This is a genomic window from Arthrobacter sp. SAFR-044, assembly GCF_059414985.1.
In genome coordinates, this window is the sequence record NZ_JBPFDN010000004.1 from 375382 (window position 1) to 400041 (window position 24660).

Consider the following 24660-nt stretch of genomic DNA (forward strand, 5'->3'; position numbering starts at 1 on the left):
CAATGGATGGCACTAGGGGACGCGGTGGAGCCACTCCTCGGTGCCGAACTTGGCCGCCACCCGGTCCTCGGCAGCCGCCAGCTCGTGAACGGCCAGTTCTGAGGGCGTGGCCCCGTAACGCTCGCTGAACACTTCGATCATTGCCTCGATGATGGCCGTGCGGGCAAGGCCTGTCTGGCGGCGCAGCGGATCCACCCGCTTCTTGGCGCTGCGGGTGCCCTTGTCCGACAGCTTCTCCTTGCCGATCCGGAGGACCTCGACCATCTTGTCGGCGTCGATGTCGTAGCTCATGGTGACGTGGTGCAGCATGCCGCCATTGGCAAGGCGCTTCTGTGCTGCGCCGCCGATCTTTCCCTGGTCTGTGGCGATGTCGTTCAACGGGATGTAGAAGGCGTTGATGCCGAGTTTTTCCAGCGCGGCCATCACCCAGGCGTCAAGGAACGGGTAGGAGTCGGCGAAGCTCAGCCCGTCCACCAGGGTCTGGGGCAGGTAGAGCGAGTAGGTGATGCAGTTGCCGGCCTCCATGAACATCGCGCCGCCACCGCTGATCCGGCGGACCACATTGATGCCGTGCCTGGCGACGCCCTCGGGATCCACCTCGTTCTGAACGGACTGGAAGCTGCCGATGACCACCGACGGTTCCTGCCAGTCCCAGAACCGGAGGGTGGGCGTGCGCTCCCCCGCACCCACGGCCTCGGTGAGCACCTCATCAAGGGCAACGTTGATTTCCGTGGGTAGCACGGTGGGCGCGATGACGTTCCATTCGTGGTCTGCCCAGGAGGTGGCTTTGGCCAGGGCCCGCCGGACGGTCACGGCCACGGCGTCCGCAGAGAAGCCGAACAGCACGGCTCCGGCAGGCAGGGCTGCTGTGACGGCGGCCGCGAGGTCTGCGGCAGGCGTAGTGTCCGGACGCCCGGTCAGCGCGCGGTTGATGTCCGTCAGGGCCTCGTCCGGCTCCAGGAAGAAGTCGCCGCTGACGGAGACGTCTGCCAATGCGCCGTCCACCACCGCCAGGTCCACCACCACCAGCTTGCCGCCGGGAACCTTGTACTCCCCATGCAGGCGCTGGTTGCTGGCGGCGTTATTGGCAGGAAATACAGACTGGGTCATGCGTCCCATCCTGCCCCAGAAAGCAGGTGTGCGGTTAACGCGGAAGGCCCGCACCGTTTCCGGTGCGGGCCTTCTGCAAACAAGCTTGGCGAAGGAATTACTTCTTGCCGCCGAAGCCCTTGAAGCGAGCGTTGAAGCGCTCGACGCGGCCTGCAGAGTCCATGATGCGCTGCTTGCCCGTGTAGAACGGGTGGGACTCGGAAGAGATTTCGACGTCGATGACCGGGTAGGTGTTGCCGTCTTCCCACTCGATGGTCTTCGAGGAAGACACGGTGGAGCGGGTCAGGAACTTGGTGCCGGAGGCCAGGTCGTTGAAGACAACAGCTTCGTACTTCGGGTGGGTATCAGACTTCATAATGGGACCTTTGTTCGCGCAACTGGATTTTGCCAGCTGCCAGGTATGAATGGGATGGCTGGGATCTGTCGGATCAGCCGAAGCTGAAAAAGCAGGACAACCAGCTATCAATCATAGCCGATGCCGGTGGGGCTGACGAACCGGCTCCCCTGGCGGCACAGGGTGACGCCGCAGGTCAGTCCCGGGCGCGCAACTCCCAAAAGGCGACGGCAGAGGCAGCGGCCACGTTCAGTGAATCCACGCCGTTGCGCATGGGGATTTTGACAGCGAGGTCGACGGCGGCGAGAGTCTCCCGGCTCATGCCTGCGCCTTCGGTGCCGAGCACCAGGGCAAGTTTGTCCACGTTACGCGAGGCGACGGCGTCGACATCCTCTGCATCGGGTGTCAGTTCCAGGGCCGCGACGGTGAAGCCGTGGTCCTTGAGGACCTGGAGGTCCGAAGGCCAGTCCTGCAGGCGTGCCCAGGGAACCTGGAATACGGTGCCCATGCTGACCCGCACGCTGCGGCGGTACAGCGGGTCGCCGCAGCGTGGCGAGACCAGCACGGCGTCGATGTCCAGCGCCGCCGCGGAACGGAAAATGGCGCCCACGTTCGTGTGGTCCACGATGTCCTCCAGCACGGCCACGCGCCTCGCTCCGGCGAGGAGGTCCGGCAGCGGGACCGGAGCCGGCCGCTGCATGGCCGCCATGGCGCCGCGGTGCAGGTGGAACCCGGTGATCTCCTCCAGCAGGGCAGCCGAGCCGACGAACACCGGAACGTCCGGGTACGCCTTGAAGACGTCGTCGAGGTCCGCCATCCACTTCTCAGCCAGGAAGAATGACCGGGGCTGGTGGCCGGCCGCAAGGGCCCGGCGAAGCACCCGCGAGGACTCGGCGATGTACATCCCCTCTGCGGGTTCACGGAGCTTGCGCAGGTGCACGTCGGTCAGGGTGGTGTAGTCGCTGACGCGCGGGTCATCGGCGGATTCGAGGTGGTGGAAGGTCACCGGGTGATTATTTCAGCAGGTTGGCGATCATGACGCCGAGGGCCACGATGCCGAGGCTGAAGATCACGGCGCGCAGGACGCGGGGCGAGAGCTTCCGCCCTACCTTTGAGCCCAGGAGGCCGCCGATGGTGGAGCTGATGGCGATCAGCAGGACCACCAGCCAGTTGATCCGGTCGAAGGCGAACAGCAGGTAGGAGATCGCGGCCACCATGTTCACGCCGAGGACCAGGATGTTCTTCATGGCGTTGGCGTTCTGGATGGTGCCGGTGAGGAACACGCCCAGGATGCCCACCAGCAGGATTCCCTGCGCCGCGACAAAGTAGCCACCATAGACGCCGGCCAGGTAGACCAAGACCACCAGGAGGAACCCGTGGCGCTTGTCCCGGACTGCGTGTTCGGGGTTGGCCTCGCGGTTGCGGACCCAGTCCTGGAGCCGGGGCTGGAACACCACCATCAGCAGGGCAAGGACCAGGAGGACAGGGGCGACGTAGTGGAAGACTTTCTCCGGCAGGTGCAGCAGGAGCCAGGCGCCGGTGACGCCGCCCAGGACCGAGGCGGGAAGGAGACGGAGCACCTGCCGTCCCCGGCCGGCCAGCTCCCGGCGGTAGCCGAAGGCCCCGGCGCCCGTGCCGAAGACCAGGCCCATGGCATTGCTCATGGAGGCGGTTACGGGTGCAACACCGAGGGCGATGAGCACCGGGAAGGTGACAAGGGTGCCGGAGCCCACCACCGCGTTGATGGTGCCGGCCCACAGGCCGGCGATGAACACAATGATGCTGCTGAAGAGTTCCAAGGTAGTTAGCGCAGGCCTGTTCTAGCGGCGTGCTGTTGCAGTGTAGCGTCCCGCGTTCTCGGAGACATCCAAAGGCAGCCCGAAGGTGGTGCTCAGGTGCTCTTCCGTCAGGACCTCGGTGATGGGTCCGGCGGCCACCACGCCGCCATCGCGCAGCAGCATGGCGTGCGTGAAGCCGGGCGGGACTTCTTCAAGGTGATGCGTGACCAGGACCATGGCCGGAGCCGACTCATCCTGGGCCAGCTCGCCCAGCTTGTGGACCAGTTCCTCCCGGCCGCCCAGGTCCAGCCCGGCGCCCGGCTCATCCAGGAGCAGCAGCTCGGGGTCCGTCATGAGCGCCCGGGCGATCTGGACCCGCTTGCGCTCGCCCTCGGACAGGGTGGCGAACGTCCGGTTCAGCAGCGGTCCCATGCCCCAGTCGTTCAGGAGCCGGAAGGCGCGCCGTTCGTCGTCGCGCTCGTAGCCTTCGCGCCAGCGGCCGGTCACGCCGTACGCGGCGGTGACCACCACGTTGAGGACGTTCTCATGCTCCGGGATCTGGGTGGCCAGCGCAGCCGAGGAAAGCCCGATGCGGGGGCGGAGTTCGAAGACGTCGGTGCGGCCCAACGTTTCGTCGAGGATTCCGGCAGTGCCGCTGCTGGGGTGCAGGCGGGCGGCGGCGATCTGGAGAAGGGTGGTCTTCCCGGCCCCGTTGGGTCCCAGGATGACCCAGCGTTCGCCCTCGTTGACCTGCCAGTCGACCTTGTCCAGCAGGGTCTTCTTACCTCGGACAACGCTGACGGAGTCCAGTTCCAGAACATCACTCATAGGAGTAGACACTAGGACAAAACAGAAGACGACTGATAACCGGTGTGAAGGCACCCTAAAGGTTCGCCTCCGGCGCCCCGCAACGAATTCAGCCGCCCGGTCCCCGCTGGCTAAGATTGCAGGCATGACTTCGAACGTGACTGCGGTCAGCTATGGCCTGAATATGACCCCCGCCGGGCTGGAGCAGCTGCGTTCCGTCCTTGCCCTCGACGGCGCCGACGTGCTGTCCGAGTCCTCCGCCGGTGACAGCCGGTACCAGGTGCAGGTCCATGACCTGGCCCTTCCTGATTCGACCGCGGCCGGCCTGTCATCCCTCCGCCGCGCCGTGGCGGACGCCGCCATCAATGGTTTTGACACGGCCCTGGTGCCTGCCGGGCTCCGCTCTGCGGCCCGAAAGCTGCTGATCATGGACGTGGACTCCACCCTGATCCAGCAGGAGGTCATCGAACTCCTGGCGGCGTATGCAGGCAAGCGCGAGGAGGTGGCGGCTGTGACGGAAGCTGCCATGCGCGGCGAACTCGACTTCGCCCAAAGCCTCCACGCACGGGTGGCGGTGCTCGCGGGGCTGCCCGCCGACGTCGTCCATTCCGTGCGCAAGGAAGTGAAGCTCAGCGAAGGTGCCGATCAGCTCGTGGCCGCTTTCCAAGCTGCCGGCCACACGGTGGCTGTCGTATCCGGCGGCTTCAACCAGATCCTTGAGCCGATCGCCGCAGACCTGGGCCTGGACTACTGGCAGGCCAACGAACTGGAAATCGTCGACGGCGCGCTGACCGGCAAGGTGCTGGGCGCGGTGGTTGACCGGGCGGCCAAGGAAAAGTATCTGCGCGAGTGGGCCGCCGCCGAAGACATCGCGCTGGAGCACACCATTGCCGTGGGCGACGGCGCCAACGACCTTGACATGCTCGGCGCCGCCGGCATCGGGGTGGCCTTCAACGCCAAGCCGGCCGTCCGCGCCGTGGCCGACGCAGCCCTGAACATGCCCTACCTGGACGCCGTCCGCCACATCGCCGGGGTCTGATCCCTCTCCACCCCAACGCGAGATGGCAGGTCGCGGCAGTGTCCAACGTGAACATTGCCGCGACCTGCCATCTCGCGTAAAGGGCGTTTTAGCTGGAAGCCTGCCCTGCGCCCTTGCCGAAGTAATCCGCTCCGCCGGCGTACTCGGTGTGGCCCGACTCGACGTCGGCCGTTGCCATCCCTGCAACAACCTGCGCGAATTCCTCCACCGAGTACAGCTTGCCGGCTTCGGCGCGGCGGGCCTCGATGGCGCCCGGGGTGGAGCGGTCCAGGAGCGTGGCGGTGACGGTCCCTTCGATCATGTCGCCGGAGACCACCACCAGGGAGATGCCTTTCTCCGCGAGGTTGGGGATCAGGTCCCGGAGTGCGTCCTCGCCGGCACGCTTGCTGCGGGCCACCGGCTCGTAGGCCGGCATGGTGGGGACGGTGTTGATGAAGTGGGCCTGGTGGCTCGTCACGAAGACCACCCGGGAGCCTTCCTTCATCAGGGGCACTGCCGCGTTGAGCATGTTCACCTGGGCGTCGCGGTTCAGCTTGAGGGCGTAGTCCTCCCCCATCCCGGTTTCCATGCCGCCGGAGGCGTTCAGGACCAGGATGTCCAGGGAGCCGAAGTTCTCCATGGCGGCGCTGGCCAGGGCCTGCACACCTTCCTGGGTGGTCAGGTCCGCGCCGATGGCGACGGCCCGGCCGCCCTCGGCTTCAATGCCCTGCACCACTTTGTTGGCGCGGGGCGCCTTCTGGCGGTAGTTGACCACGACGGCGGCGCCCTCCGACGCGAGGATCTTGGCTACGTCGGCGCCAATGCCCCGCGATGATCCGGTGACGATCGCCGTTTTGTTGTCCAGCAGTCCCATACGAGCTTCCTTTGTTCGAAACATCTAAATCGTTGTGGCCTGCAGTCCATCATGCCAGCGGCCAATGCCAAGATCCGTTGTCTGACTTCGACAAATAACGACCCCGGGGGTAGTTTCCTGCAGCGGCGGGAGGCCGAGGGGGTCAGTGGCCCATGCCCAGGCCGCCGTCCACCGGGATAACCGCACCGGAGATGTAGGCGGCCTCGTCGCTTGCGATCCAGCGGACCACGTTGGCCACCTCGGCAGCTTCGGCGAAACGCCCTGCCGGGATGCTGGCCAGGTAATCCTTCTGGGTGGCCTCGGGGAGCTCGGCCGTCATGTCCGTGTTGATGAACCCGGGCGCCACCACGTTGGCGGTGATGCCGCGGGACCCGAGTTCGCGGGTGAGGGAGCGGGCGATGCCCACCAGTCCGGCCTTGGAGGCGGAGTAGTTGATCTGCCCCGGCGCGCCGTACAGGCCCGAGACCGAGGAGATGAGGACCACGCGGCCCTTGCGCAGCCGGATCATGCCCTTGGACGCCCGCTTGATCACGCGGAAGGCGCCGGTGAGGTTGGTGTCGATCACTGAGGTGAAGTCATCTTCGCTCATGCGCAGCAGCAGGGTGTCCTTGGTGATGCCGGCGTTGGCCACCAGGACTTCCACCGGACCGTGGGCAGCTTCCACTTCCTTGAAGGCAGCGTCCACGGAAGCCTCATCGGTGACGTCTGCCTTGACGCCGAGGATGCCCTCCGGCAGCTGCGTTTCGCTGCGGTAGGTCACAGCCACCTTGTCGCCGTTGGCGAGGAACGCCTGGGCGATGGCCAGGCCGATACCGCGGTTGCCGCCGGTCACCAGGACGCTGCGGGGTGCGGAAGCTGTTTCAGTCATAAAGGGGCTCCGGAATTCTGCGGCAGGCTGCGCCGCGGTAGTGGGGTGTGGTTTAGGCTGCCTCCGATCTTAGCGGCAGGCTCCCAGCGGGTTTGGGCAGCACTGCCGATGGTGCGAGAATTAAGGGAAGCCTTTGGAGCGTGATCATTCACTGTGACCCTTGAAAACCATGCGGGACACTCCGCGCCCGAAGAACCGGGCCGGTTCTCCGGCGACAGCGAAGTCCACAGCATTACGGATGCCGCCGCCGCGCATTCGGAGGATATGCGCCAGCGGATGATCAAGTACGCCTTGGCCATGGGCATCCGCATGGTCTGCCTGATCCTGATATTCGTGGTGGACGGCTGGTTCAAGATCATTGCGGTGGCGGGAGCAGTGTTCCTGCCCTGGATTGCGGTGGTGATCGCCAACGGCAGCGACAAAGCCGAGACGCCCAGTGACCTGTTGTTGGATTCCGCGCCGCTGGCCGAGCTGGAAAGCCCTGCCGCTCAAGTGGAGGACGATGAACCGGGAAGCGCCGTACTGCAGGGCGAACTGGTGAAGGACGAGGACCCGGAGCACGGGGAGGAGCGGCAGGCATCATGAGTATTTTCGATTTCGCAGCAGGATCGGACGTGGCATCGGAGGCCGGCGCCGTCTGCTCACGGAAGGCGTGCAGGGCCCAGGCGTCCTGGCAGCTTCTCTGGAACAACCCGAAAATCCATGCCCCCGAGCGCCGCAAGACCTGGCTGGCCTGCGGGGACCACCGGGACTGGCTGGAGGACTACCTGCAGACGCGTGGCCTGTGGAAGGAAACGCTCCCGCTGGAAGCTGCCGGCGACGCCGCACTGGAGCAGGACATCTGAATGTACCGTTTCCTCTTTTCCAGCAAGTGGCTGGGCTATCTCCTGCTGGCCGCCATCTTTGCCACCGCCTGCGTTTTCCTGGGCCGCTGGCAGATGGACCGGCGTGCCGAGACCCTGGCCGAGATCAACCGCGTGGTCAGCAACTACTCGGCGACTCCTACTCCCTTTGCCCAGGCACGGGACCAGTTCGCCCAGTTGGACCCCGCCAAGGAGTGGACCCAGGTTGAGCTGAAGGGCTCCTACGACGCCGCCGGGCAGCGGGTTGTCCGCAACCGGCCGCTCAACGGGCAGCCCGGGTACGAAGTGGTGGTCCCCTTCCGCCTCACCAGCGGCGAAACCGTTGTCATCGACCGCGGCTGGCTGCCCATCGGCAACAAGAACCCGGGCAGTCCGGACTCCGTGCCGGCCCCTCCCTCCGGCGACGTGACCGCCGTCGTACGTTTGAAGCATGGTGAGCCGGAACTGCAGCGCGGGGCGCCTGAAGGGCAGCTCGCATCCATCGACCTTCCCACCTACTCCGCGCAGCTGGGCTATCCCCTGATGACTGGCGCGTATGGCCAGCTGGCCTCGGAAACACCGACGCCGGCGGAAATGCCGGTGGCCTTCCCCAAGCCGTCCACGGATGAGGGGACCCACCTGTCCTACTCGCTCCAGTGGTTCGCCTTCGGTGTCCTGATGTTCGTCGGCTTCGGCTATGCCGCCCGGCAGCAGGCGCGCAACGCAGAGATTGATGCCGAGGACCAGGACGAGACGGTCCTGGACGGGGCGGTCCACTCGGCTGTCCCTGCGGCCCGCCGCCAGCCGGCACCGCCGCGCAAACGCAGGAAGGCGACGGCAGAGGAAGAAGAAGACGCCCTGCTGGACGCGCAGGGGTACTAAAGCATGGCAACGTACAACGGCGGCCCGGTCGCCCTGGTGCGCACGGCCCTGGTTGAGGCCGGTGTCGGCGATACTGTGCGGACCTTTCCGGCCGGGGTCCCCACGGCGGCGGCAGCAGCGCAGGCGCTGGAATGCGATCTGGCCGCCGTCACCAACAGCCTTATCTTCGACGTCGGCGGCGAACCCCTGCTGATCCTCGCCAGCGGAGCGGCCAGGGTGGACACTGCGCTGGTGGCGGCCCAGCTCGGCACCGGGAAAATCCGCCGCGCCTCCCCCGCTTTCGTCCTGGACCATACCGGGCAGGAAGTGGGCGGGGTCGCCCCTGTGGGCCACCCGCAGAGAATCCGGACCCTGCTGGACCAAACCCTGCAGGCCCACGGGCTGCTGTGGGCTGGAGCGGGTGACCACAACTCGATGTTCAGCATCACCTACCAGGAGCTGCTCCGCATAACCGGGGCCCTGGAACTGGCGGTGCGCTAGGCCAGGGTGATCAGGTCCAGGTAGTCCTCGTTCCAGAGGTCTTCCACGCCGTCGGGAAGCATGACCACCCGTTCGGGGTTCAGCGCTTCGACAGCACCTTCATCGTGGCTGACCAGGACGACGGCGCCGGTGTAGTTGCGGAGGGCGCCGAGGATCTCCGCGCGGCTGGCAGGGTCCAGGTTGTTGGTGGGCTCGTCGAGGAGGAGAACGTTGGCGCTTGAGGCCACGATGGTGGCGAGGGCCAGCCGGGTCTTCTCACCGCCGGAGAGCACGCCGGCGGGTTTGTCGACGTCGTCGCCGGAGAAGAGGAAAGAGCCCAGGATGCCGCGGACCTCGGCGTCCTTCATGTCCGGCGCGGAGGAGCGCATGTTCTCCAGCACGGTGCGGTTGTGGTCCAGGGTTTCGTGTTCCTGGGCGTAGTAGCCCACTTTGAGGCCGTGGCCGGGGATGACCTCGCCGGTGTCGGGGGTATCCACGCCGGCGAGCATGCGTAGCAGGGTGGTCTTGCCGGCACCGTTGAGGCCCAGGATGACCACCTTGGAGCCACGGTCGATGGCCAGGTCCACGTCGGTGAAAATCTCCAGCGACCCGTAAGACTTGCTGAGCCCGTCCGCGGTGAGGGGGGTCTTGCCGCAGGGTGAGGGGTCCGGGAACCGCAGGGCTGCCACGCGGTCCTGCTCGCGGACAGCTTCCAGCCCGCTGAGCAGCCGCTCGGCGCGCTTGGCCATGTTCTGGGCGGCAACAGCCTTGGTTGCCTTGGCCCGCATCTTGTTGGCCTGGTCCATGAGGACCTGTGCCTTCTTTTCGGCGTTGGCCCGTTCACGCTTCCGGGCACGCTCGTCCGTTTCCCGCTGCAGGAGGTAGCGCTTCCAGTCCATGTTGTAGAAGTCGATCTGCGCGCGGTTGGCGTCCAGCAGGAACACCTTGTTGACCGTGGCTTCCAGCAGGTCGGTGTCGTGGCTGATCACAATCAGGCCGCCCTGGTGGTTCTTCAGGAAGTCACGCAGCCAGGCGATGGAATCGGCGTCGAGGTGGTTGGTGGGTTCGTCCAGGAGCATGGTCTCGGCATCCGAGTACAGGATGCGGGCAAGCTCCACGCGGCGCCGCTGACCGCCGGAGAGCGTCTTGAGCGGCTGGTTCAGCAGCCGGTCAGGGAGGGCAAGGTTCGAACAGATCGACGCCGCTTCGGCCTCGGCCGCATAACCGCCCGCGGCGAGGAACTCGGATTCCAGCCGGTCGTACCGGTTCATGGCTTTGCGCTGGACGTCGGCGTCCTCGCTCGCCATTTCGTCGTGCGCCTTGCGCAGTTTGCCGACGACGATGTCCAGGCCGCGGGCGGAAAGGATGCGGTCCCGCGCCAACTGTTCCATGTCGGGGGTCCGCGGGTCCTGGGGCAGGTACCCGATTTCGCCGCTGCGGCTCACCTTGCCGGCGGCGGGCAGGCCTTCGCCCGCGAGGACACGGGTCAGCGTGGTCTTGCCCGCGCCGTTCCGGCCCACCAGGCCGATCTTGTCCCCTTTGTCGATGCGGAAGCTCACCTGGTCCATGAGGAGCCGGGCACCGGCGCGCAGTTCAAGATCCTGGACAGTAATCACAGCAGGTAAGGCCTTTCACAACAGGGAACGCCACGGTCCGTGCACTGTGTGCGAGGGGACGCTGGGGCAGAGTGGCCGGAGAACGGCACAATCCAGTCTACCGTCCGCCGGACCAAGCCAGTTTCAGCAGCAGAAACTTCCGGCATTCCGGTGTTGGCGCCGTGGGCTTAACTGCCGGGTGCGCCGGGGAGGTTCAAGCAGAATGGGGTGATGGAATTCGATCGGCTGCTCCAGATCCGGCGCATCTACGCCCAGCCTGCCGCCCTGGAGCTGCCCCGTGGCCGGCAGATCGTCGCACGCTGGCCGGGGGCCGACGTCGTCCTGGTGGACAGCCATTGGAACATCCCGGACCTGCACGGTGACGAAACCAACGTGCCGCGCTGGTCTCGGATCAAGACGGAGGCGCTGGTGCTTGGCGTCAAGAAGTCCCTGACCGTCAAACCCAATGGCCGCTCGGCGGACTTCATTGCACCTTCCACTGCGAACGGCTGCGCCATGGCGTGCGCCTACTGCTACGTTCCGAGGCACAAGGGCTACAGCAATCCAATTACGGTGTTCGCCAATATCGACCAGATAGCTGCGACGCTCGAGCGGCACGCTAGACGCCAGGGGCTCAAGCTGGAGCCCAACCAGTGCGACCCGGAACTGTGGGTCTACGACATCGGCGAGAACAGCGACTGTTCGGTGGATGCGCTGATCAGCCCCAACGTGGAGGAGCTTGTGGCGCTCTACCGGGAACTGCCGAACGCCAAGCTGTCCTTCGCCACCAAGTTCGTCAACCGGGAGATGCTGGCGTGGGACCACGGCGGCCACACCAGGGTCCGATTTTCCCTCATGCCCGCGGACCTGGCGAAGTCCATTGACGTCCGGACGTCGCCCGTGGCGGAGCGGATGGCAGCCATCAATGAATTCGTGGATGCCGGCTACGAAGTGCATGTGAACTTCTCCCCCGTCATCATCACCGACACCTGGCTCGACGACTGGGAGGCACTGCTGCGCCAGCTCGATGCCACGCTGACACCGGCCGCCAAGGAGCAGCTCGCGGCGGAAGTCATTTTCCTCACCCACAACGAGCAGCTGCACGAGGTCAACCTGGGCTGGCATCCGCAGGCTGAGAAGGTCCTCTGGCGACCCGACCTCCAGGAGTCGAAGACCTCGTCCAACGGTTTCAACAACGTCCGCTACAGATCACGGGCCAAGGCCGGGTATGTGCGGCAGTTGACCGCGCTCATTGAGGAGATCGCGCCCTACTGCCGCATCCGCTACGCGTTCTGAAATGCGCAGCGGTCCCGGCATCTGTCAGTCTTTGTGCTGGTCGGGCCCGTGGCCGCCATTTCCGGCCTGAGCGGTGGCCTCGTTGTGCCCGCCTTTCGCCTTGCCGAACGGCAGTACCTTCAGCAGGGGGCCAACGACGGCCATGACAACGAGGCCCCAGGCGAGCCCGACGACCGTGGAGCACAGCGTGTCGACGAGCCAGGACAAAAGACCGCCGACAACCGCGACCCCGGCCACCGGGTGCTCAATCGCGTGGACAAGGTCATAGGGTGCATGCCAGCCGAGGTCATGGGCGCCCTGCAGCATGATGTGGCCACCAACCCAGAGCATGGCGATCGTTCCGACGAAGGTGATGGTGGCAAGCACGGCGGGCATTCCCGTGACCAGCAACCTCCCGAAGCGCTTGGAGCGGGGAGAGTCCTTGGCGGCAAGGTGCACGCCGATGTCATCCATCTTGACGATGAGTGCGACGGCGCCGTACACGAGTACGGTGATGGCGAATGCCACCAGGACCAGGATGAACGCCCGGACCCAGATGGACTCTGTGGCCACCTCGTTCATGGAGATGACCATGATCTCGCAGGACAGAATGAAGTCGGTGGTGATCGCGCCTTTGACTACCTTGGCCTCCGCATCATGCCCGCGTTCCACCGCGGGGGCTTCTTCCTCCTCGTGGTGGCCGCCGCGGAGCTTGTGCCAAACCTTCTCGGCGCCCTCGTAGCAGAGGTAGGTGCCGCCGAGCATGAGGATGAACGGAATGATCCAGGGGATGAAGGCGCTGATGAGCAGCAGAGCGGGCAGGATGATCAGGAGCTTGTTCCGGATGGAGCCCCAGAAGATCTTCTTGATCATCGGCAGTTCTCGTGACGGGTCGGCGCCGGACACGTACTGCGGGGTGACGGCGGCATCATCGACGACTACCCCGGCGGCCTTGGCCCCTGCCTTGGCGGCGCCGGCTGCGACGTCATCCACGGATGCCGCCGCGATGCGGGCCAGGGCTGCAACGTCATCCAGCAGGGCTACGAGTCCGCCGCTCATAGGTGGCCCCCGCGCTTGCGGACGGTCGGTCGGGCAAGAATGGCTGGGTGCGAGACTGGCATGTTCGGAGTATATGGCAGGACGGGTATCAGCTCTTGTTCAGTTCCTGGGCGAGCATCACGATGATCCCGCTGGGGCCTCGGACATAGGTGAGTTTGTAAACGTCTTCGTAGGTTGCGACGCCCCGTAGCGGGTGGCAGCCGTGTTTCGCTGCAATCTCAAGGGCGTCGTCGATATCGTCAACGGAGAAGGCGACACGGTGCATGCCGATCTCGTTAGGCAGGGTGGGCTCTGTCTCGATCGCGTCGGGGTGGATGTATTCGAAGAGTTCGAGGCGGCCGCGGCCGTCCGGCGTTTGCAGCATGGCGATTTTGGCGTGATTGCCGTCAAGTCCGACGGCGGTGTCCGCCCACTCCCCGCTGACCGTCTGGCGGCCCAGGACGGTCAGCCCGAGGTCGGTAAAGAACGCGATGGCCGCTTCCAGGTCGCTGACGGCGATACCAACATTCTCGAGTTTGATGGGCATGTGGGACAGATTACCAAGCCGGGGTTCCCGGAGCGCAGGACAGCAGAGGCCCGGAACGCACATGCCCACGTAGACTCGGCGACAAGGACAAGGGTTCGGGCACTGATGCCTGTGTCGCGGGCGAGAGTGGCGAGTGGAATCTGGTCCTCGACGTGAAGTCGTAGGATCTTCCAGCGTTCTTCGCCGCTCACCAGCAGGCCTATGTGGGGTACTTTGGCGGGTGGCGAGAGCCTGCTGATGCCGGTACAACGTCGCCCGACTCCAGCCCACCAGGCGTGCCGCGTCTTCGGCCGTGCGCCCCTTCGCTCTGGCGTCCTGCGCGACGGCCAGCTTGTCTGCGATAACAATCGGATCCGAAGCCGGCCTGCCAAAGCGCGTCCGTTCTGTCTCGCCGCGACAATGCCGGCATTGACGCGCTCAACGATCAGCTCACGTTCATACTCCGCAAGGGCGCGAGCATATTCAACATCAACCGGCCGGTTGATGTTGCCGGATCAATTCCGTCAGAGATGGACCGCACGTGGATCCCTCGTTCCCGCAGCAGGTTAACGGTCTTGAGGACGTCGATCAGCGACCGGCCCAGCCGGTCGACTCGCCACACCACGACGGTGTCGCCCTGCTCCGCGTATTCGAGGAGCTTCTTCATCCCGGGCCGGCCGGGGTTCAGAAGCGTGATGTGTTCGCCGATGTCACTTCCGGCAGCAGGGCCGCGGTTGACCGGTGTGACCGTGACGCAAGACGTCATACAGCGGCCCGGCACGCACACTCCCATCTTCGCAGTTTACGAAGGTTGGTGGGTCGAACGAACGCAGCATATGGAATCCTCCAACCGGCGTCGTATCGGTGACCTGGGTCCCGACGGTCTGAAATCGGCAAAGCGATGTGGTCGGGAATCCTGCGCTGAAATCCGGCATGCGTCAGGTTTTACTAGGCGTTGGGGTGTCGGGAACCTGCATATAGGGCTAGCCTCGTAAGTGAGGCTGCATTTTCATTCGTGTTTTCAACAGATACCCATATATAGGGGATTGGGTATCTGTTCTCCTTTTCAGGGTGGGGCCAGATTGGCAGCGGGAAACCAGCAAACGCCATCAGGGTTTCAGGGGCGGATGAACGGAAACGAATATGGCGGCTGATGCTAGCCCCGGGTGGGCGTCCTCCTCTCGGAGCGTGTACATCGTGAGTGGCGAAGAGCTCGTCAGGCAGGGGCTGCGGGGATTGCTGGAGGCTGACGGGTTCAGCGTTTCCGGGGAGTCCGCGTCTGTTCGCCAGGCGACCCGGCGGATCCCTGCGCTACGTCCGGACTTGGCCATCATTGATGATGATCTTCCCGATGGTTCCGGTGACGGGCTGTGTCGGACAATCGCAGCTGCTGATGCCACCATTCGATGTGTGCTGATGACAGGTGAAACCGACGAAGCGGTGCTGATTGGGGCTATCTTGGCCGGTGCCTGGGGGTGCTTGTCCCAACAGGATGACAACCAGGAGCTGCTCAGGCTGATCCGGCGCGCAATGCGTGGGTACACCGCTTATAGCCGTCGTTTCCAGACCGGCATCCTGGCTCCCATCCAGGCCGACGGGAAGAACGGGCCCAACGGACGGTTCGGGATGCTCTCAAAGCAGGAAATGAAGGTAGCGGTCAGGGTTGCCCGAGGGTTGACCAACAGCCAGATCGGACAGGAAATGTTTCTGGCCGAAAAGACCGTGAAGAACATGGTCTCATCCGTGCTGATGAAATTTGAGATGGCACACAGGACCGAGGTCGCGATCTTCGTCGCCGGAGAACTTGAAGACACAGGAGACCTCGCACAGGAGTACCGGCGCAGTCGTGACCCGGAGTTGATCGCGGAGGTCACCGCTGCACTGGTTATCTGCACCAGCGAGGCCGGCAGCGCGCCGCCGGCCGACAGCATGCTGCTACTGGACGCCATGCGGCTTTCTGATGCACTTGCCGCTGCCCGTACCCGGCCGCACGCCGGGGAACACCAGTCAGGGAAATCCTCGTAAACTGACCGCCTAAAAAACCGCGCCTCAGAACCGGGTAAGCCCCGCAGCGCGGACAGCGAATCGAAAAACTGGAATTGGCCGCGGGGGTGATGTGCGCCCACGCCTGTTCCCTTTGCCCCAATGAAATCCAGGCCACTTCACGCCTAGGGCGTGTCTCCTAAACCCGGGACCCTTTAGCCGGAATGCTGGATGGGTGTCTCGTACTTCTGTTTTGGCTGACGGGCAATGGTCCCGCATTCAGCCGTTGTTGCCGTCCTCAGTTGGCCGCCGGGGTCGTCCTTTCCGCGACGACCGCCGCGTGGTCGAGGGCATCATTTACCGGTATCGGTGCGGGATCGCCTGGCGGGATGTGCCCTGCGGAGTTTGGTCCCTGGCAGACCATCTGGAAGCGGCACCGCCGCTACAGTGGAGACGGCACGTGGGACCCATCCTGGCGGCGCTGCTGACGACCGCCGATGCCCGCGGTGAAGTGGATTGGTCGGTTTCGGTCGACTCTACGGTGAACCGTGCCCACCAGCACGGCACCAACCTTCCCCGCACCACAGGGGGCCTGCTCGAATTACATGAATCTGTTTCTTGAGCCCGACGACCACGCCATTGGGCGCTCCCGCGGCGGGCTAAGCACCAAGATCCACGCCCTGGTGGACGGTAAAGGCAGGCCGCTGGTCCTGCTCGTTGCTCCCGGCCAGGGTGGGGACGCGCCGATGTTCACCCACCTGATGGGGCAGCTGAAGATCAACCGCGCCGGTCCCCCCGGGCAGACCGCGAACCCGCCCGGACCGTGTCCGCGGTGACAAGGCATACTCCTCCAGAGCAATCCGAACTCACCTGCGCGACCGCGGCATCGTCGCAAGTCATCCCGCAACCATCCGATCAGATCGGTCATCGAAAACGACGAGGCTCCACCGGCGGCCGACCTCCGGCCTTTGACAGGGAAGATTACAAGGGCCGCAACGTCGTCGAACGGAACTTCAACACCTTCAAGCAATGGCGAGCCCTGGCCACACGCTGCGACAAACTCGCACTCACCTACCGCGGCGGAGCAGTCCTTCGGGCCATCAGCATCTGTCTGACAGCTTTAGGAGACACGCCCTGAGGACCATCTGTCCGTGCCCATCGATTCTGGACCGCCTCCGCTGCAGCTTGCTGCATCGGAGGCGGTAACAGCATGAGGAATGAGCACGCATCCAGGGTTGTCCAGAAATCACACGCGTTCAGGTTTCCCCTTGCGGGTGTGTGCCAAATAGAGCTGCGAAAAAGCAGCCATTTATCGCTGAAGTCACACCCGGGTTTGTCTGTTGCCTCCCCTATGTACGCTGAAGGACCGGCTTACGGGCGCCGGTGCAAAATAACGTGATCACAGAATGACGCCACAAAGAGATCAGTCCGCAGTTGAGCAACGCTGCCGTCCAACGGGACGCGTTGTAGGCAGGCGTTCGGTGTGGGCCGCTTCTTACTCCCGTCTGAGGAGTACGTCGAGGATCTCACCGACCGCGACCTCGTCCAGACCTTCCCGTCGGATCGGCTGGTTCGGATGCAGCTCATAGAAGTTGCGGCTCCCGACCCGACGGCGGGTCAAGTAACCGCCCTCGACCAGATCCGAAACGATACGGTGCGCCGCCCGCTCTTGGACCCCCACGCTTTCGGCGATCTCACGTATGCGAATCCCGGGGTGGCGCGCGACGCAGTAGAGCGCGTGCAGGTGATTAGTCAGGAAACTCCATTCAGCCATGCCTCCAATTATACTGTCATTAAAGACATGTATTCATTGACCTGTCCGGCATAACGGCCTACCGTTGCAGGTATCGGCGCAGAATCTCCTACCGCCGACAGACTCGCGGACCTGGCCGAACTGGAGAGACCCCGCCCGCCGCTGTAACGCCAACGCCCCGATTGGGCAAGCGTTTACAGCTCAAGGAAGGGCTTCTCATGGGACAACAAACTTCATACCCGCTCGCTCTCGACGGCGGGCAATCCCCAAAGCTGAGCCGTTGGCTGTGGCTCGTCAAATGGCTGCTGATCATCCCGCATATCATTGTTCTGTTCTTCCTGTGGATCGCTTTCCTGGTGCTCTCGGTGGTGGCGTTCTTCGCAATCCTGTTCACCGGAAGGTATCCGCGTGCAATTTTTGACTTCAACGTCGGCGTGCTGCGCTGGACGTGGCGGGTCAGCTTCTACTCCTACAGCGCCCTGGGCACCGACGTCTATCCGCCGTTCACGCTGGCCGACGATCCGGGCTATCCGGCACGGCTGTCCGTTGAATACCCGCAGTCGCTTTCCCGCGGACTCGTGCTGGTGAAATGGTGGCTGCTCGCGCTCCCGCATTACCTGATCATTGGTGTGTTCACTGGAGCCGCCTTCGCCGGCTATAACCAGGTGCGTGATGGCAACGCCTGGGCCTACGGCAGCGGACTGATCGGCCTGCTGGTCTGCATCGCCGGTCTCGTCCTGCTGTTTGCCGGCCGCTACCCCCGCGGGGTGTTCGACCTCCTCATGGGCATGAACCGCTGGGTGTTCCGCGTGACCGCCTACGCAGCGCTGATGACCGACCAATACCCGCCGCTGCGCCTCGACCTGGGCAGCAGTGAACCACCACCATCCGCTATCGCCTCTGACGACGCCCCAATGATGCCCGCACCGGTCATCCCATGACGCCGGTACCCAACGCCCGGAGTACGTCGCGCGCCACTGATCCGAACTCATCACCGCAAGTACACACGGAGCACCCCATGACTACCACCGAACGCTTCCTCCAGCCAACATCCGGGCCACCGGCGTCGCCTGTGCGGCTGGCGCGGATGGCGGGTCTGCTTTACCTTGTGGTCGCGATCCTCGGTGCGTTCGTACAGGTTGTGCGAGTGAATCTGTACGCGCCAGGGGACATCAGCTTGGGGCACTGCTCGTCGCGACGCAGACCTCCTACCTCACCGCTTTGGGAGCGGACGGCTCCCACGCGCTGGTCCTGCTCCTGATGGACCTACAACACTACGGCTACCTGATCGCCCAATTCACTTGGCTGTGGCTATTCGCTCTTGGCCTGCTCGGTTACCGATCCGGCCTGTTCCCCAAATGGCTTTCATTCGTGCTCATGCTCGCCACCGTTTGCTACATCGTCGACGCCCTGACACGTTCCTCCCCCCTCATTAGCGGACACATCAGCTGCCATCTTCATCCTGCCGGAGATCATTTGCGAGGTCTCGCTGTTGGCCTATCTACTCATCCGCGGCGTGAAGACGCCCCGCACCACAGCTGCCGGGCTCTCATCCGAACCTGAACCAGCTCACTAACAGCACCGTCCAGGAGTAGCCATGGAACACATAGAGGCAAGGATTGACCTTCCGGCAGAACCGTCGGTGGTCTGGAAACAACTGATAGACACAGCATCGATGGCAAGCTGGAACCCCTTCATTACCTCCATGTCCGGGGTCCTCGCGGTCGGAGAACGTCTCCAGGTGCGCATCGCCCCGGCAGGGGGCAGAGCGTTGACGTTCAAGCCGCGGGTCACTATTGTCCAGCCCGATCAGCGCCTGGAGTGGCTCGGAACCATGGGCATCCCCGGACTCTTCGACGGCCGGCACTCATTCACACTGATTCCGCTCGAACAAGGCCGCACCCGCCTGGTGCAAGCGGAGACCTTTTCCGGAGCCCTCATCCCCTTCACCGGGAAACTCCTGCAGAGGACCGAGGCGGGCTTCCAAGCAATGAACACGGCCCTCCTGACCCGACTCAAGGTAGCTGCGGTAAAGGTCAGCGGCACAGAAGGAGTCGATCTCGCCTCTATCCATGCCCCAGAGCGAGCAGTCACGATCGATGGTCCACCGGTTGGGTTTCTCCAGAACGACCGGAACGAGTCCGTCGACGGCAGCACGCCACAGGATCCAATCCTGGACAACACCGCGAACATCAGGCTGAACACGTCTGCGCCGCGCCCTCCAGACCGCTCCAGCGGGGCGCCTCGCCCTCACCAATACCCTGATCGCGACAAAGACCGGCGCACGCCGGATCCCCGGAATAACCAATCGATCTCCGGGTCAACCAACCAAAGGGAAGTAAATGCCATGTCGCGAAGGATGGTCGCAATCATCGTAGGGGCCTTGTTTGTCGTTCAAATGATCACTGCGGTGATCGGAAATTCTTTGATACAAAGCTTCGGGGACGGCGGTACCGCAACGGCACCGCCAACGATCGGCGTGCTGCTCATGCTGTGTTCAGGCCTTGCCGTGGTCGGCATCGGGCTGCTGATGTATCCGGTCCTGAAAACGGTCAACAGGGAACTGGCCCTTTGGTACCCGATCCTGAGGATCGTCGAGTTCATCGTCTCGACCGTGGGCGGTATCTACCTCTTGACCCAGCTGCACGTAGTCCCCAACCAGATGCTCTGGGTCTACATTCCAACGGGCCTCGGCGGTCTGGTCCTGTGCTACCTGCTCTACGTCTCCCGGCTGGTTCCGCGACGCATCGCTGTCACTGGCCTCTTCGGATACCTTCTGCTCTCTCTGGGCGTCCTCCTTGACCTCCTCGGCGTTGTTGACATGAATGCCGGACCGGGACAGTTGATACTGCTCCCCGGCGGACTCTTCGAGGTCGTGCTCTTGCCGGTCTGGTTGATCGCCAAGGGCTTCAACTCCCCCTCACCTCGAGGGCAACTCAAGCCATACGCCGTAACGCCCTAACAGCCCCTTGCACTGTCCGCCCCTCCGGAAACGAGCAGACAAACCGCCGCCGGTTTCTACCCACCGTTCCACCTCGATCTGGGAGAGAACGAACCGCCACCGCGGATAGCCCACCCGGCCCGGCCGGGATCTACAGCCAAGAAATCCGATGCGGTTCCATCCCTGCCGCCCGGCACAACGCACCTAATGATCCATCCACCTTCCAAGGAGCACGCCATGGCCGCCAACACCCACATCACTCCGCCGATCAAAGCACCCATCCCGCGGCGCCGCATGCACCCGACGAGGCGGATCTCCCTGGCCGCCGGCATCCTGTACGTGCTCACGTTCGTCTCCATCCCCACCCTCGCCCTCTACAAAGCGGTGAAGGATGACGCAGGTGCTTTCGTCCTGGGAGCCGGCAGCACCGCCGGGGTGCAGTGGGGCGCCCTGTCCGAGGTCATTGTCGGTCTGGCCGGCATCGGCACCGCCGTGGTGCTCTATCCGGTGGCCAAGCGGGTCAGCCAAACCGCGGCCCTGGGGTTCGTGGCCGCTCGACTCGTGGAAACCTGCCTCATTTTCGTCAGCGTCGTCAGCCTGCTCACGATCCTCACCCTGCGGAACGACGTTGCCGGGACCGCCGGGACGGACTCCGCCTCGCTCGTCACAGTCAGTCATAGCCTCATGGCAACCTACAACTGGACATTCCTGCTCTCCCAAAGCCTGATGCCCGTGGCCTGCGACCTGCTCCTGGGCTACGTACTCTACCGCTCCGCCCTGGTGCCCCGGATCCTGCCGATCATCGCATTCATCGGCGCCCCGCTGCTCCTGGCCTCTGACATCGCAATCTACTTCGACGCCTACGGCGCGGTGTCCCCGATCGCCGTTCTTGCCGCACTGCCCGTCGCCGTGTTCGAATTGTCCCTAGGTATCTGGCTGATCGTCAAAGGTTTCAAGCCAACGCCGCTGACCACCGACCACGCCGACACCAGCCAGTCCACAGCAACATGAGGGGAATAACCCCGTTTTTGTTGACGCCCTCAGGCTAAGGCTGGTTGACTGCACCGCCCGCTAAAGGATCCCTTACGGGACGCACCGAACACCGGCGTTAATCTGATGAATAGACGGTTCAGTTTGCCGTACCAGTTTTCGGGCGCAAAAGGAGATGCCGAGGTGGTCGAACGCCAGATGCTAAATGTTCCCGATCTGGTTGGGCAGCCTGTACATATCGCACAGGAGACTGCGGCGAACCTTGGGTTCGGTCTCGCAGCCGGGGACCCTGATGGTCCAGGCCTTCGCTCGCGCACGTGGCCAGGGCTATTCTGGGTGATCTCCCAAGATCCTCCGGCAGGGTCGGTCCTTGCGCGGGGAAGCCAAATTCAGATCACCTTCGTTCAGGACGGTCAAGCCCGAAGCGACGTGCCGGAGCAGACGGGCGGGCCGACCCCCTCATTGCAAACTCATGCGGAGGGCGACACGGAGTCGTGAGTTGTCCGGTGAGGGATCCTCAGAGGAACATTACGAAGCCTTTTGATGTGGTTGGTTCGGCAAGGCGATTCGCCAAGACCGGCCTGCCAGGGCGGTGTGGCGGCGAGGATCCGTATGCCAACGCCGCGGGAAGTCCTCAGGCGGGTCGCGGCCAGCTCAACTCAAGGCGACAACGAATGCGAGGCCAGCCAGCACAAGCGACACCGGGACCATAACTCGCCGTTCGTACTTGCTCTTTGACGCCAGGTTCGGCAGCACGCTGAGCAACAGATAGGCCGCAATCACCCACATCGCAACCACAGCAACAAGGGGGGCCGGGAAGATCGAAATCAACGCGCCACGCTCCAGAGCAACTAGTGCAAAAGCCGCGTAGACCACGATTGAGACTGCACTTCCGACACGCTGCCTCGCCGAAAGCACCGGGTTTTGGCCTCCCCACGCGAACCGGCCGAAGGGAAGCCCGATGATGAGCAGCAACTGGAACACGGCAAGGACGCCGAGCACTGTACAGAAGGCTAGGGGGATCTCCGGCGTCATGATGTGAAGCGTACCGGGTCGCACAAGCCGATCCCGTTACGGGCAGGGCAGCTGATCCCTCGATTGCTAATTGGACGACGTACGCCGATACCGTTTCGGTATGTTGAATGCGCCAGTGGCGTACATGTCCCGGGACTTACGCGAGTATGGCGAAGACGAAACTGCTGATTGGATCTTGACGTGTTCGGAGGATGAACTCGTGAGGGTGTGCTCTGCGGCCGAGTGGCTCCTGTACAGCGGTCCGAGCCGGCCCTCGGGAGGAAGCATGATGATGGCGAAGGCTTGCGCCGCTGCTGCCGTGTATGTGCGGGAGGGGGCACCAAGGAATTTGGCTCGCACCAGGCGCAGACGAGTCGCGGACCCGGCGCCGATGCCCTCACCTGATCGTCGACCGGACAGCATGCTTCAAATGAAGCATGTACAGGAGTATGGGGTTGGCGACGACTTTCGCGCTTTCTGGGGTGCACAGAAGGAACTGTAGGAACGTAGCGCAGCACTACTCACTGCCGCCCGGTTGGGGATCCTTCACGGGACGGCTCCGAGGTCGTTGTTCACTTGCCCGTTTTGGGCGGCCCTGTACGTTGGCTCGGGCCAGCGTGGACAAGCTTCGCTCGGCGATGACGCCTTCTGAACCCCTGTTCTTGACGTCGGAGGTCCCTCCAGGGGCAGGAGACCCGATGACCCAATGCAGGAATGGTCCGCGACTTCTGGAATCGGCTTCTGGGCGGAGCCTTCCACTTTGCGAATACTCCGGCTACCTGAATGTTTGGCGCTTCCTGATGGATCCGTCAGAGTTGTGGAACACCCAGTCGCCTCTGCGCTTACCAGCGCACCAAATGCCCTCATCCATAAGAGCACCGTTGTCGTGCCAGCGTTGCCACCGTCCATCCTGCTTGCCGTCCACAAAATTGCCCTTTTGGAGCAGCTCCCCGTTTTCTCGCCACCACGTCCAGCTTCCGTCAAACTCGCCGTGAACAAAGGCGCCTTCGGCCTTGAGTTGGCCGTTGCGGTACCAATTGCGCCACTTGCCGTGCTTCTTTCCGTCAAGGATCATGCCTTCGCCCATCAGCGTTCCGTCCTTGTACGTGTCTCTCCGAATCTCTGCCATGGTTTGACTATGACAGGTTGGGTGGCAGAGTAGAACGGCCATTCCGGGCTACACACTTCGTAGTTCACCGGGCAGCGACGGTTATACGTGGCCCTGCCTTCAACGTTTGATTCATCAACCTGTTCATGTCCGCCACGAGTACCGAACCTTTCGCCCTCTCAACACAACCCCTCGCGGCCGCGAGGCTGGAGCTGCGGGCCACAGCCTCGATGTAGTAGAGGTTCGCGACGCACCGCAATTCCCGCTCGAGCGCAGCAGTACGGCCGACTGATCTTCCATGTCTTCGTCGCACTGGCAGAACATGAACTCAGCAGGATCCCTAGCCGGGCACCGCATCGCTCAGACCCGAGCTGTCTTATTTGGCCTATTTGAGGCTACAGGGGTCAAGCAAGTGGCCGGTGGTGACCGATGGAAGCCCTTGTGGCGCTACATCTAGGATGAGGAGTAAAACCGCAGGCCAACAGGGGGTACCGCTTTGCCTGATGATGTATCGGAGGACCTGGAGCCGAGCCGGCGCGAGCTGGTCTGGAGCCGATTCAAGGCGTGGGCGCTTCCGGTGGTTGTGGCCGTGGTGGCGGCCGGGTTTGGCGCGGCGAGCATCTCGGGAGGGTTGGCCGGGCGTGACCGCGCCAGCAAGGAGGCAGCGGCGAACCAAAGCGCTGCCGCGATCCCGGTCTGCGAGCTGGTTTCCCGGAAGGACCTCGTCCCGGCCACGGGGGCGCTGTTCGGGGTCAACCTGAACCTGGACGCCAAACCCCTCTCCGGGTACGCAGCTGACCTCGGGCACAAGCCGGCGGTCAGCGTCTCCTTCGCGGACTTCCCCTGCACGCCGCAGGAACAGAAACATCTCCTGCAAGCGGCCGCCCAGATCCGGGAGAGCGGTCAGATGATGCTGCTGACCCTTGAACCCAAGCAGGGCCTGGCCGCGATCTCCGGGCAGGTCGTCGCCGGGCTGGTCAGCGACCTGGTCTCCATCAACAACCAGGGCGTCCCCGTGATCGTCCGCTTCGCGCACGAAATGAACGGCTCCTGGTACCCCTGGTCCCAACAGCCGACCGAGTACAAGGCCGCGTTCAGCCGGGTCGCGGATGCCGTGCACTCGGGGGCGCCGGGTTCGGCGATGATGTGGGCACCCAACTACGCCGGCGGCAGCCGTTCTGCTACTCGGTCTGTTCCATCGTTGTAGCTGTCACGGCCGACCGCTTTGGCGAAGGCTTTGAGCCTTCTGGCCTCGGTGCGATGGTGACGACGAAGCAAATTTGTGGCTATGCCGAAAAGCCAGGGCCTAGCGTCTTCCCACTGGTGATCAAAAGATTCGCGGCTTTGTCGGTGACGGTCGAAAACTGAGCCATTGTGACGGTTGAAAACTGAGCCACCTGTTCCAAACGATTGGGTGGGTGATCACAGTGGAGGATTGGGCGCTTATTCGGCGGTTGCATCTTGC

General features: G+C 63.8%; 26 protein-coding genes and 2 pseudogenes. 14 read left to right on the plus strand and 14 right to left on the minus strand.

What is annotated here, in order from left to right; translation table 11 throughout:
- Positions 1-12: 12 nt before the first annotated feature.
- From lplAB to ACR65J_RS09105, 5 genes are all read right to left on the minus strand, one after another.
- Complete coding sequence (gene lplAB / locus ACR65J_RS09085) at positions 13-1119, minus strand: lipoate-protein ligase LplAB (RefSeq protein ID WP_440167959.1); 1107 nt, start codon at positions 1117-1119, stop codon at positions 13-15.
- Between the two features lie 88 nt (positions 1120-1207).
- Positions 1208-1465 (minus strand): type B 50S ribosomal protein L31, encoded by a 258-nt coding sequence (locus ACR65J_RS09090; RefSeq protein ID WP_018761303.1) that lies wholly within the window; start codon positions 1463-1465, stop codon positions 1208-1210.
- 175 nt (positions 1466-1640) lie between these two features.
- Positions 1641-2450 (minus strand): TrmH family RNA methyltransferase, encoded by an 810-nt coding sequence (locus ACR65J_RS09095; protein ID WP_440167960.1) that lies wholly within the window; start codon positions 2448-2450, stop codon positions 1641-1643.
- Positions 2451-2457: 7 nt separating this feature from the next.
- Positions 2458-3243: a sulfite exporter TauE/SafE family protein gene (locus ACR65J_RS09100; protein ID WP_440167962.1), complete on the minus strand. Its 786-nt coding sequence runs from the start codon at positions 3241-3243 to the stop codon at positions 2458-2460.
- A 21-nt stretch (positions 3244-3264) separates the two neighbouring features.
- On the minus strand, positions 3265-4050 hold the full coding sequence (locus ACR65J_RS09105; RefSeq protein WP_440167964.1) for an ABC transporter ATP-binding protein: 786 nt from the start codon (positions 4048-4050) through the stop codon (positions 3265-3267).
- Positions 4051-4174: 124 nt separating this feature from the next.
- Between ACR65J_RS09105 and serB the strand changes: the two genes are divergently transcribed.
- A complete protein-coding gene (gene serB / locus ACR65J_RS09110; protein WP_440167966.1) occupies positions 4175-5068 on the plus strand; it encodes a phosphoserine phosphatase SerB in 894 nt (297 codons plus the stop codon).
- 88 nt (positions 5069-5156) lie between these two features.
- Here the strand turns inward: serB and ACR65J_RS09115 are convergent, their stop codons facing one another.
- On the minus strand, positions 5157-5921 hold the full coding sequence (locus ACR65J_RS09115) for an SDR family oxidoreductase (RefSeq protein WP_440167967.1): 765 nt from the start codon (positions 5919-5921) through the stop codon (positions 5157-5159).
- Between the two features lie 142 nt (positions 5922-6063).
- Entirely contained in the window at positions 6064-6789 is a 726-nt protein-coding gene (locus ACR65J_RS09120) for a beta-ketoacyl-ACP reductase (protein WP_141160471.1), read from the minus strand.
- Positions 6790-6942: 153 nt separating this feature from the next.
- On the opposite strand from ACR65J_RS09120, the gene ACR65J_RS09125 reads away from it, so the two are divergent.
- Genes ACR65J_RS09125 through ACR65J_RS09140 form a run of 4 tightly spaced genes read left to right on the plus strand, consistent with a single transcriptional unit; the run spans position 6943 to position 8993 of the window.
- A complete protein-coding gene (locus ACR65J_RS09125; protein ID WP_440167970.1) occupies positions 6943-7374 on the plus strand; it encodes a DUF3099 domain-containing protein in 432 nt (143 codons plus the stop codon).
- Entirely contained in the window at positions 7371-7634 is a 264-nt protein-coding gene (locus ACR65J_RS09130; RefSeq protein ID WP_440167971.1) for a hypothetical protein, read from the plus strand. Before ACR65J_RS09125 ends, ACR65J_RS09130 begins: the two co-directional genes overlap by 4 nt.
- Entirely contained in the window at positions 7635-8513 is an 879-nt protein-coding gene (locus ACR65J_RS09135) for an SURF1 family cytochrome oxidase biogenesis protein (RefSeq protein WP_440167973.1), read from the plus strand.
- A 3-nt stretch (positions 8514-8516) separates the two neighbouring features.
- Positions 8517-8993: a YbaK/EbsC family protein gene (locus ACR65J_RS09140; protein ID WP_440167975.1), complete on the plus strand. Its 477-nt coding sequence runs from the start codon at positions 8517-8519 to the stop codon at positions 8991-8993.
- Here the strand turns inward: ACR65J_RS09140 and ACR65J_RS09145 are convergent.
- Positions 8990-10588 (minus strand): ABC-F family ATP-binding cassette domain-containing protein, encoded by a 1599-nt coding sequence (locus tag ACR65J_RS09145; protein ID WP_440167977.1) that lies wholly within the window; start codon positions 10586-10588, stop codon positions 8990-8992. The two genes, ACR65J_RS09140 and ACR65J_RS09145, sit on opposite strands and share 4 nt — an antisense overlap.
- Before the next feature lie 210 nt (positions 10589-10798).
- On the opposite strand from ACR65J_RS09145, the gene ACR65J_RS09150 reads away from it, so the two are divergent.
- Positions 10799-11863, plus strand: coding sequence for a spore photoproduct lyase family protein (locus ACR65J_RS09150; protein WP_440167978.1), 1065 nt, complete (start codon positions 10799-10801; stop codon positions 11861-11863).
- A 24-nt stretch (positions 11864-11887) separates the two neighbouring features.
- Here the strand turns inward: ACR65J_RS09150 and ACR65J_RS09155 are convergent, their stop codons facing one another.
- The 3 genes and pseudogenes from ACR65J_RS09155 to ACR65J_RS09165 all read right to left on the minus strand — a co-directional run.
- Positions 11888-12901 carry a DUF808 domain-containing protein gene (locus ACR65J_RS09155; protein ID WP_440167980.1) on the minus strand — a complete coding sequence of 338 codons (1014 nt, stop codon included), beginning with the start codon at positions 12899-12901 and terminating at the stop codon, positions 11888-11890.
- 88 nt (positions 12902-12989) lie between these two features.
- Positions 12990-13427 carry a VOC family protein gene (locus ACR65J_RS09160; protein WP_440168019.1) on the minus strand — a complete coding sequence of 146 codons (438 nt, stop codon included), beginning with the start codon at positions 13425-13427 and terminating at the stop codon, positions 12990-12992.
- A 219-nt stretch (positions 13428-13646) separates the two neighbouring features.
- Positions 13647-14082: pseudogene (locus ACR65J_RS09165) on the minus strand (recombinase family protein); the annotation flags it as partial.
- Positions 14083-14603: 521 nt separating this feature from the next.
- On the opposite strand from ACR65J_RS09165, the gene ACR65J_RS09170 reads away from it, so the two are divergent.
- Together ACR65J_RS09170 and ACR65J_RS09175 are read left to right on the plus strand one after the other, a co-directional pair.
- Positions 14604-15431, plus strand: coding sequence for a response regulator (locus ACR65J_RS09170; protein ID WP_440167982.1), 828 nt, complete (start codon positions 14604-14606; stop codon positions 15429-15431).
- Positions 15432-15624: 193 nt separating this feature from the next.
- Positions 15625-16527 (plus strand): annotated as a pseudogene (locus ACR65J_RS09175) (IS5 family transposase).
- Positions 16528-16884: 357 nt separating this feature from the next.
- Here the strand turns inward: ACR65J_RS09175 and ACR65J_RS09180 are convergent.
- Positions 16885-17163, minus strand: a complete 279-nt coding sequence (locus ACR65J_RS09180) for a helix-turn-helix transcriptional regulator (RefSeq protein WP_307424833.1) — start codon at positions 17161-17163, stop codon at positions 16885-16887.
- 197 nt (positions 17164-17360) lie between these two features.
- On the opposite strand from ACR65J_RS09180, the gene ACR65J_RS09185 reads away from it, so the two are divergent.
- From ACR65J_RS09185 to ACR65J_RS09205, 5 genes are all read left to right on the plus strand, one after another.
- Complete coding sequence (locus ACR65J_RS09185; protein WP_440167984.1) at positions 17361-18083, plus strand: DUF4389 domain-containing protein; 723 nt, start codon at positions 17361-17363, stop codon at positions 18081-18083.
- Between the two features lie 244 nt (positions 18084-18327).
- Positions 18328-18705, plus strand: a complete 378-nt coding sequence (locus tag ACR65J_RS09190) for a DUF4386 domain-containing protein (protein ID WP_440168020.1) — start codon at positions 18328-18330, stop codon at positions 18703-18705.
- Positions 18706-18739: 34 nt separating this feature from the next.
- The gene (locus tag ACR65J_RS09195; RefSeq protein WP_440167985.1) at positions 18740-20104 is read left to right on the plus strand and encodes a DUF4386 family protein; all 1365 of its coding nucleotides are present in this window, start codon (positions 18740-18742) and stop codon (positions 20102-20104) included.
- Between the two features lie 216 nt (positions 20105-20320).
- On the plus strand, positions 20321-21094 hold the full coding sequence (locus ACR65J_RS09200; RefSeq protein WP_440167986.1) for a DUF4386 domain-containing protein: 774 nt from the start codon (positions 20321-20323) through the stop codon (positions 21092-21094).
- 177 nt (positions 21095-21271) lie between these two features.
- Entirely contained in the window at positions 21272-21571 is a 300-nt protein-coding gene (locus ACR65J_RS09205; protein WP_440168022.1) for a PASTA domain-containing protein, read from the plus strand.
- 156 nt (positions 21572-21727) lie between these two features.
- Here ACR65J_RS09205 and ACR65J_RS09210 read toward each other — a convergent pair whose 3' ends face one another.
- Together ACR65J_RS09210 and ACR65J_RS09215 are read right to left on the minus strand one after the other, a co-directional pair.
- Positions 21728-22108: a hypothetical protein gene (locus tag ACR65J_RS09210; protein WP_440167988.1), complete on the minus strand. Its 381-nt coding sequence runs from the start codon at positions 22106-22108 to the stop codon at positions 21728-21730.
- Between the two features lie 754 nt (positions 22109-22862).
- Positions 22863-23216, minus strand: coding sequence for a toxin-antitoxin system YwqK family antitoxin (locus ACR65J_RS09215; RefSeq protein WP_440167989.1), 354 nt, complete (start codon positions 23214-23216; stop codon positions 22863-22865).
- A gap of 475 nt (positions 23217-23691) precedes the next feature.
- On the opposite strand from ACR65J_RS09215, the gene ACR65J_RS09220 reads away from it, so the two are divergent.
- Complete coding sequence (locus ACR65J_RS09220; protein WP_440167991.1) at positions 23692-24402, plus strand: glycosyl hydrolase; 711 nt, start codon at positions 23692-23694, stop codon at positions 24400-24402.
- The last annotated feature ends 258 nt before the right edge of the window (positions 24403-24660 follow it).

Excerpts from the sequence above, each read along its gene's own strand:
- ACR65J_RS09150 (WP_440167978.1), top strand. The coding sequence starts at position 10,799 with ATGGAATTCGATCGGCTGCTCCAGATCCGGCGCATCTACGCCCAGCCT.
- ACR65J_RS09140 (WP_440167975.1), top strand. The coding sequence starts at position 8,517 with ATGGCAACGTACAACGGCGGCCCGGTCGCCCTGGTGCGCACGGCCCTG.
- ACR65J_RS09210 (WP_440167988.1), bottom strand. The coding sequence starts at position 22,108 with ATGACGCCGGAGATCCCCCTAGCCTTCTGTACAGTGCTCGGCGTCCTT.
- ACR65J_RS09205 (WP_440168022.1), top strand. The coding sequence starts at position 21,272 with ATGCTAAATGTTCCCGATCTGGTTGGGCAGCCTGTACATATCGCACAG.
- ACR65J_RS09090 (WP_018761303.1), bottom strand. The coding sequence starts at position 1,465 with ATGAAGTCTGATACCCACCCGAAGTACGAAGCTGTTGTCTTCAACGAC.
- ACR65J_RS09155 (WP_440167980.1), bottom strand. The coding sequence starts at position 12,901 with ATGAGCGGCGGACTCGTAGCCCTGCTGGATGACGTTGCAGCCCTGGCC.
- ACR65J_RS09105 (WP_440167964.1), bottom strand. The coding sequence starts at position 4,050 with ATGAGTGATGTTCTGGAACTGGACTCCGTCAGCGTTGTCCGAGGTAAG.
- ACR65J_RS09120 (WP_141160471.1), bottom strand. The coding sequence starts at position 6,789 with ATGACTGAAACAGCTTCCGCACCCCGCAGCGTCCTGGTGACCGGCGGC.
- ACR65J_RS09200 (WP_440167986.1), top strand. The coding sequence starts at position 20,321 with ATGGCCGCCAACACCCACATCACTCCGCCGATCAAAGCACCCATCCCG.
- lplAB (WP_440167959.1), bottom strand. The coding sequence starts at position 1,119 with ATGGGACGCATGACCCAGTCTGTATTTCCTGCCAATAACGCCGCCAGC.
- ACR65J_RS09135 (WP_440167973.1), top strand. The coding sequence starts at position 7,635 with ATGTACCGTTTCCTCTTTTCCAGCAAGTGGCTGGGCTATCTCCTGCTG.
- ACR65J_RS09115 (WP_440167967.1), bottom strand. The coding sequence starts at position 5,921 with ATGGGACTGCTGGACAACAAAACGGCGATCGTCACCGGATCATCGCGG.
- ACR65J_RS09185 (WP_440167984.1), top strand. The coding sequence starts at position 17,361 with ATGGGACAACAAACTTCATACCCGCTCGCTCTCGACGGCGGGCAATCC.
- ACR65J_RS09180 (WP_307424833.1), bottom strand. The coding sequence starts at position 17,163 with ATGGCTGAATGGAGTTTCCTGACTAATCACCTGCACGCGCTCTACTGC.
- ACR65J_RS09195 (WP_440167985.1), top strand. The coding sequence starts at position 18,740 with ATGGAACACATAGAGGCAAGGATTGACCTTCCGGCAGAACCGTCGGTG.
- serB (WP_440167966.1), top strand. The coding sequence starts at position 4,175 with ATGACTTCGAACGTGACTGCGGTCAGCTATGGCCTGAATATGACCCCC.
- ACR65J_RS09130 (WP_440167971.1), top strand. The coding sequence starts at position 7,371 with ATGAGTATTTTCGATTTCGCAGCAGGATCGGACGTGGCATCGGAGGCC.
- ACR65J_RS09215 (WP_440167989.1), bottom strand. The coding sequence starts at position 23,216 with ATGGCAGAGATTCGGAGAGACACGTACAAGGACGGAACGCTGATGGGC.
- ACR65J_RS09160 (WP_440168019.1), bottom strand. The coding sequence starts at position 13,427 with ATGCCCATCAAACTCGAGAATGTTGGTATCGCCGTCAGCGACCTGGAA.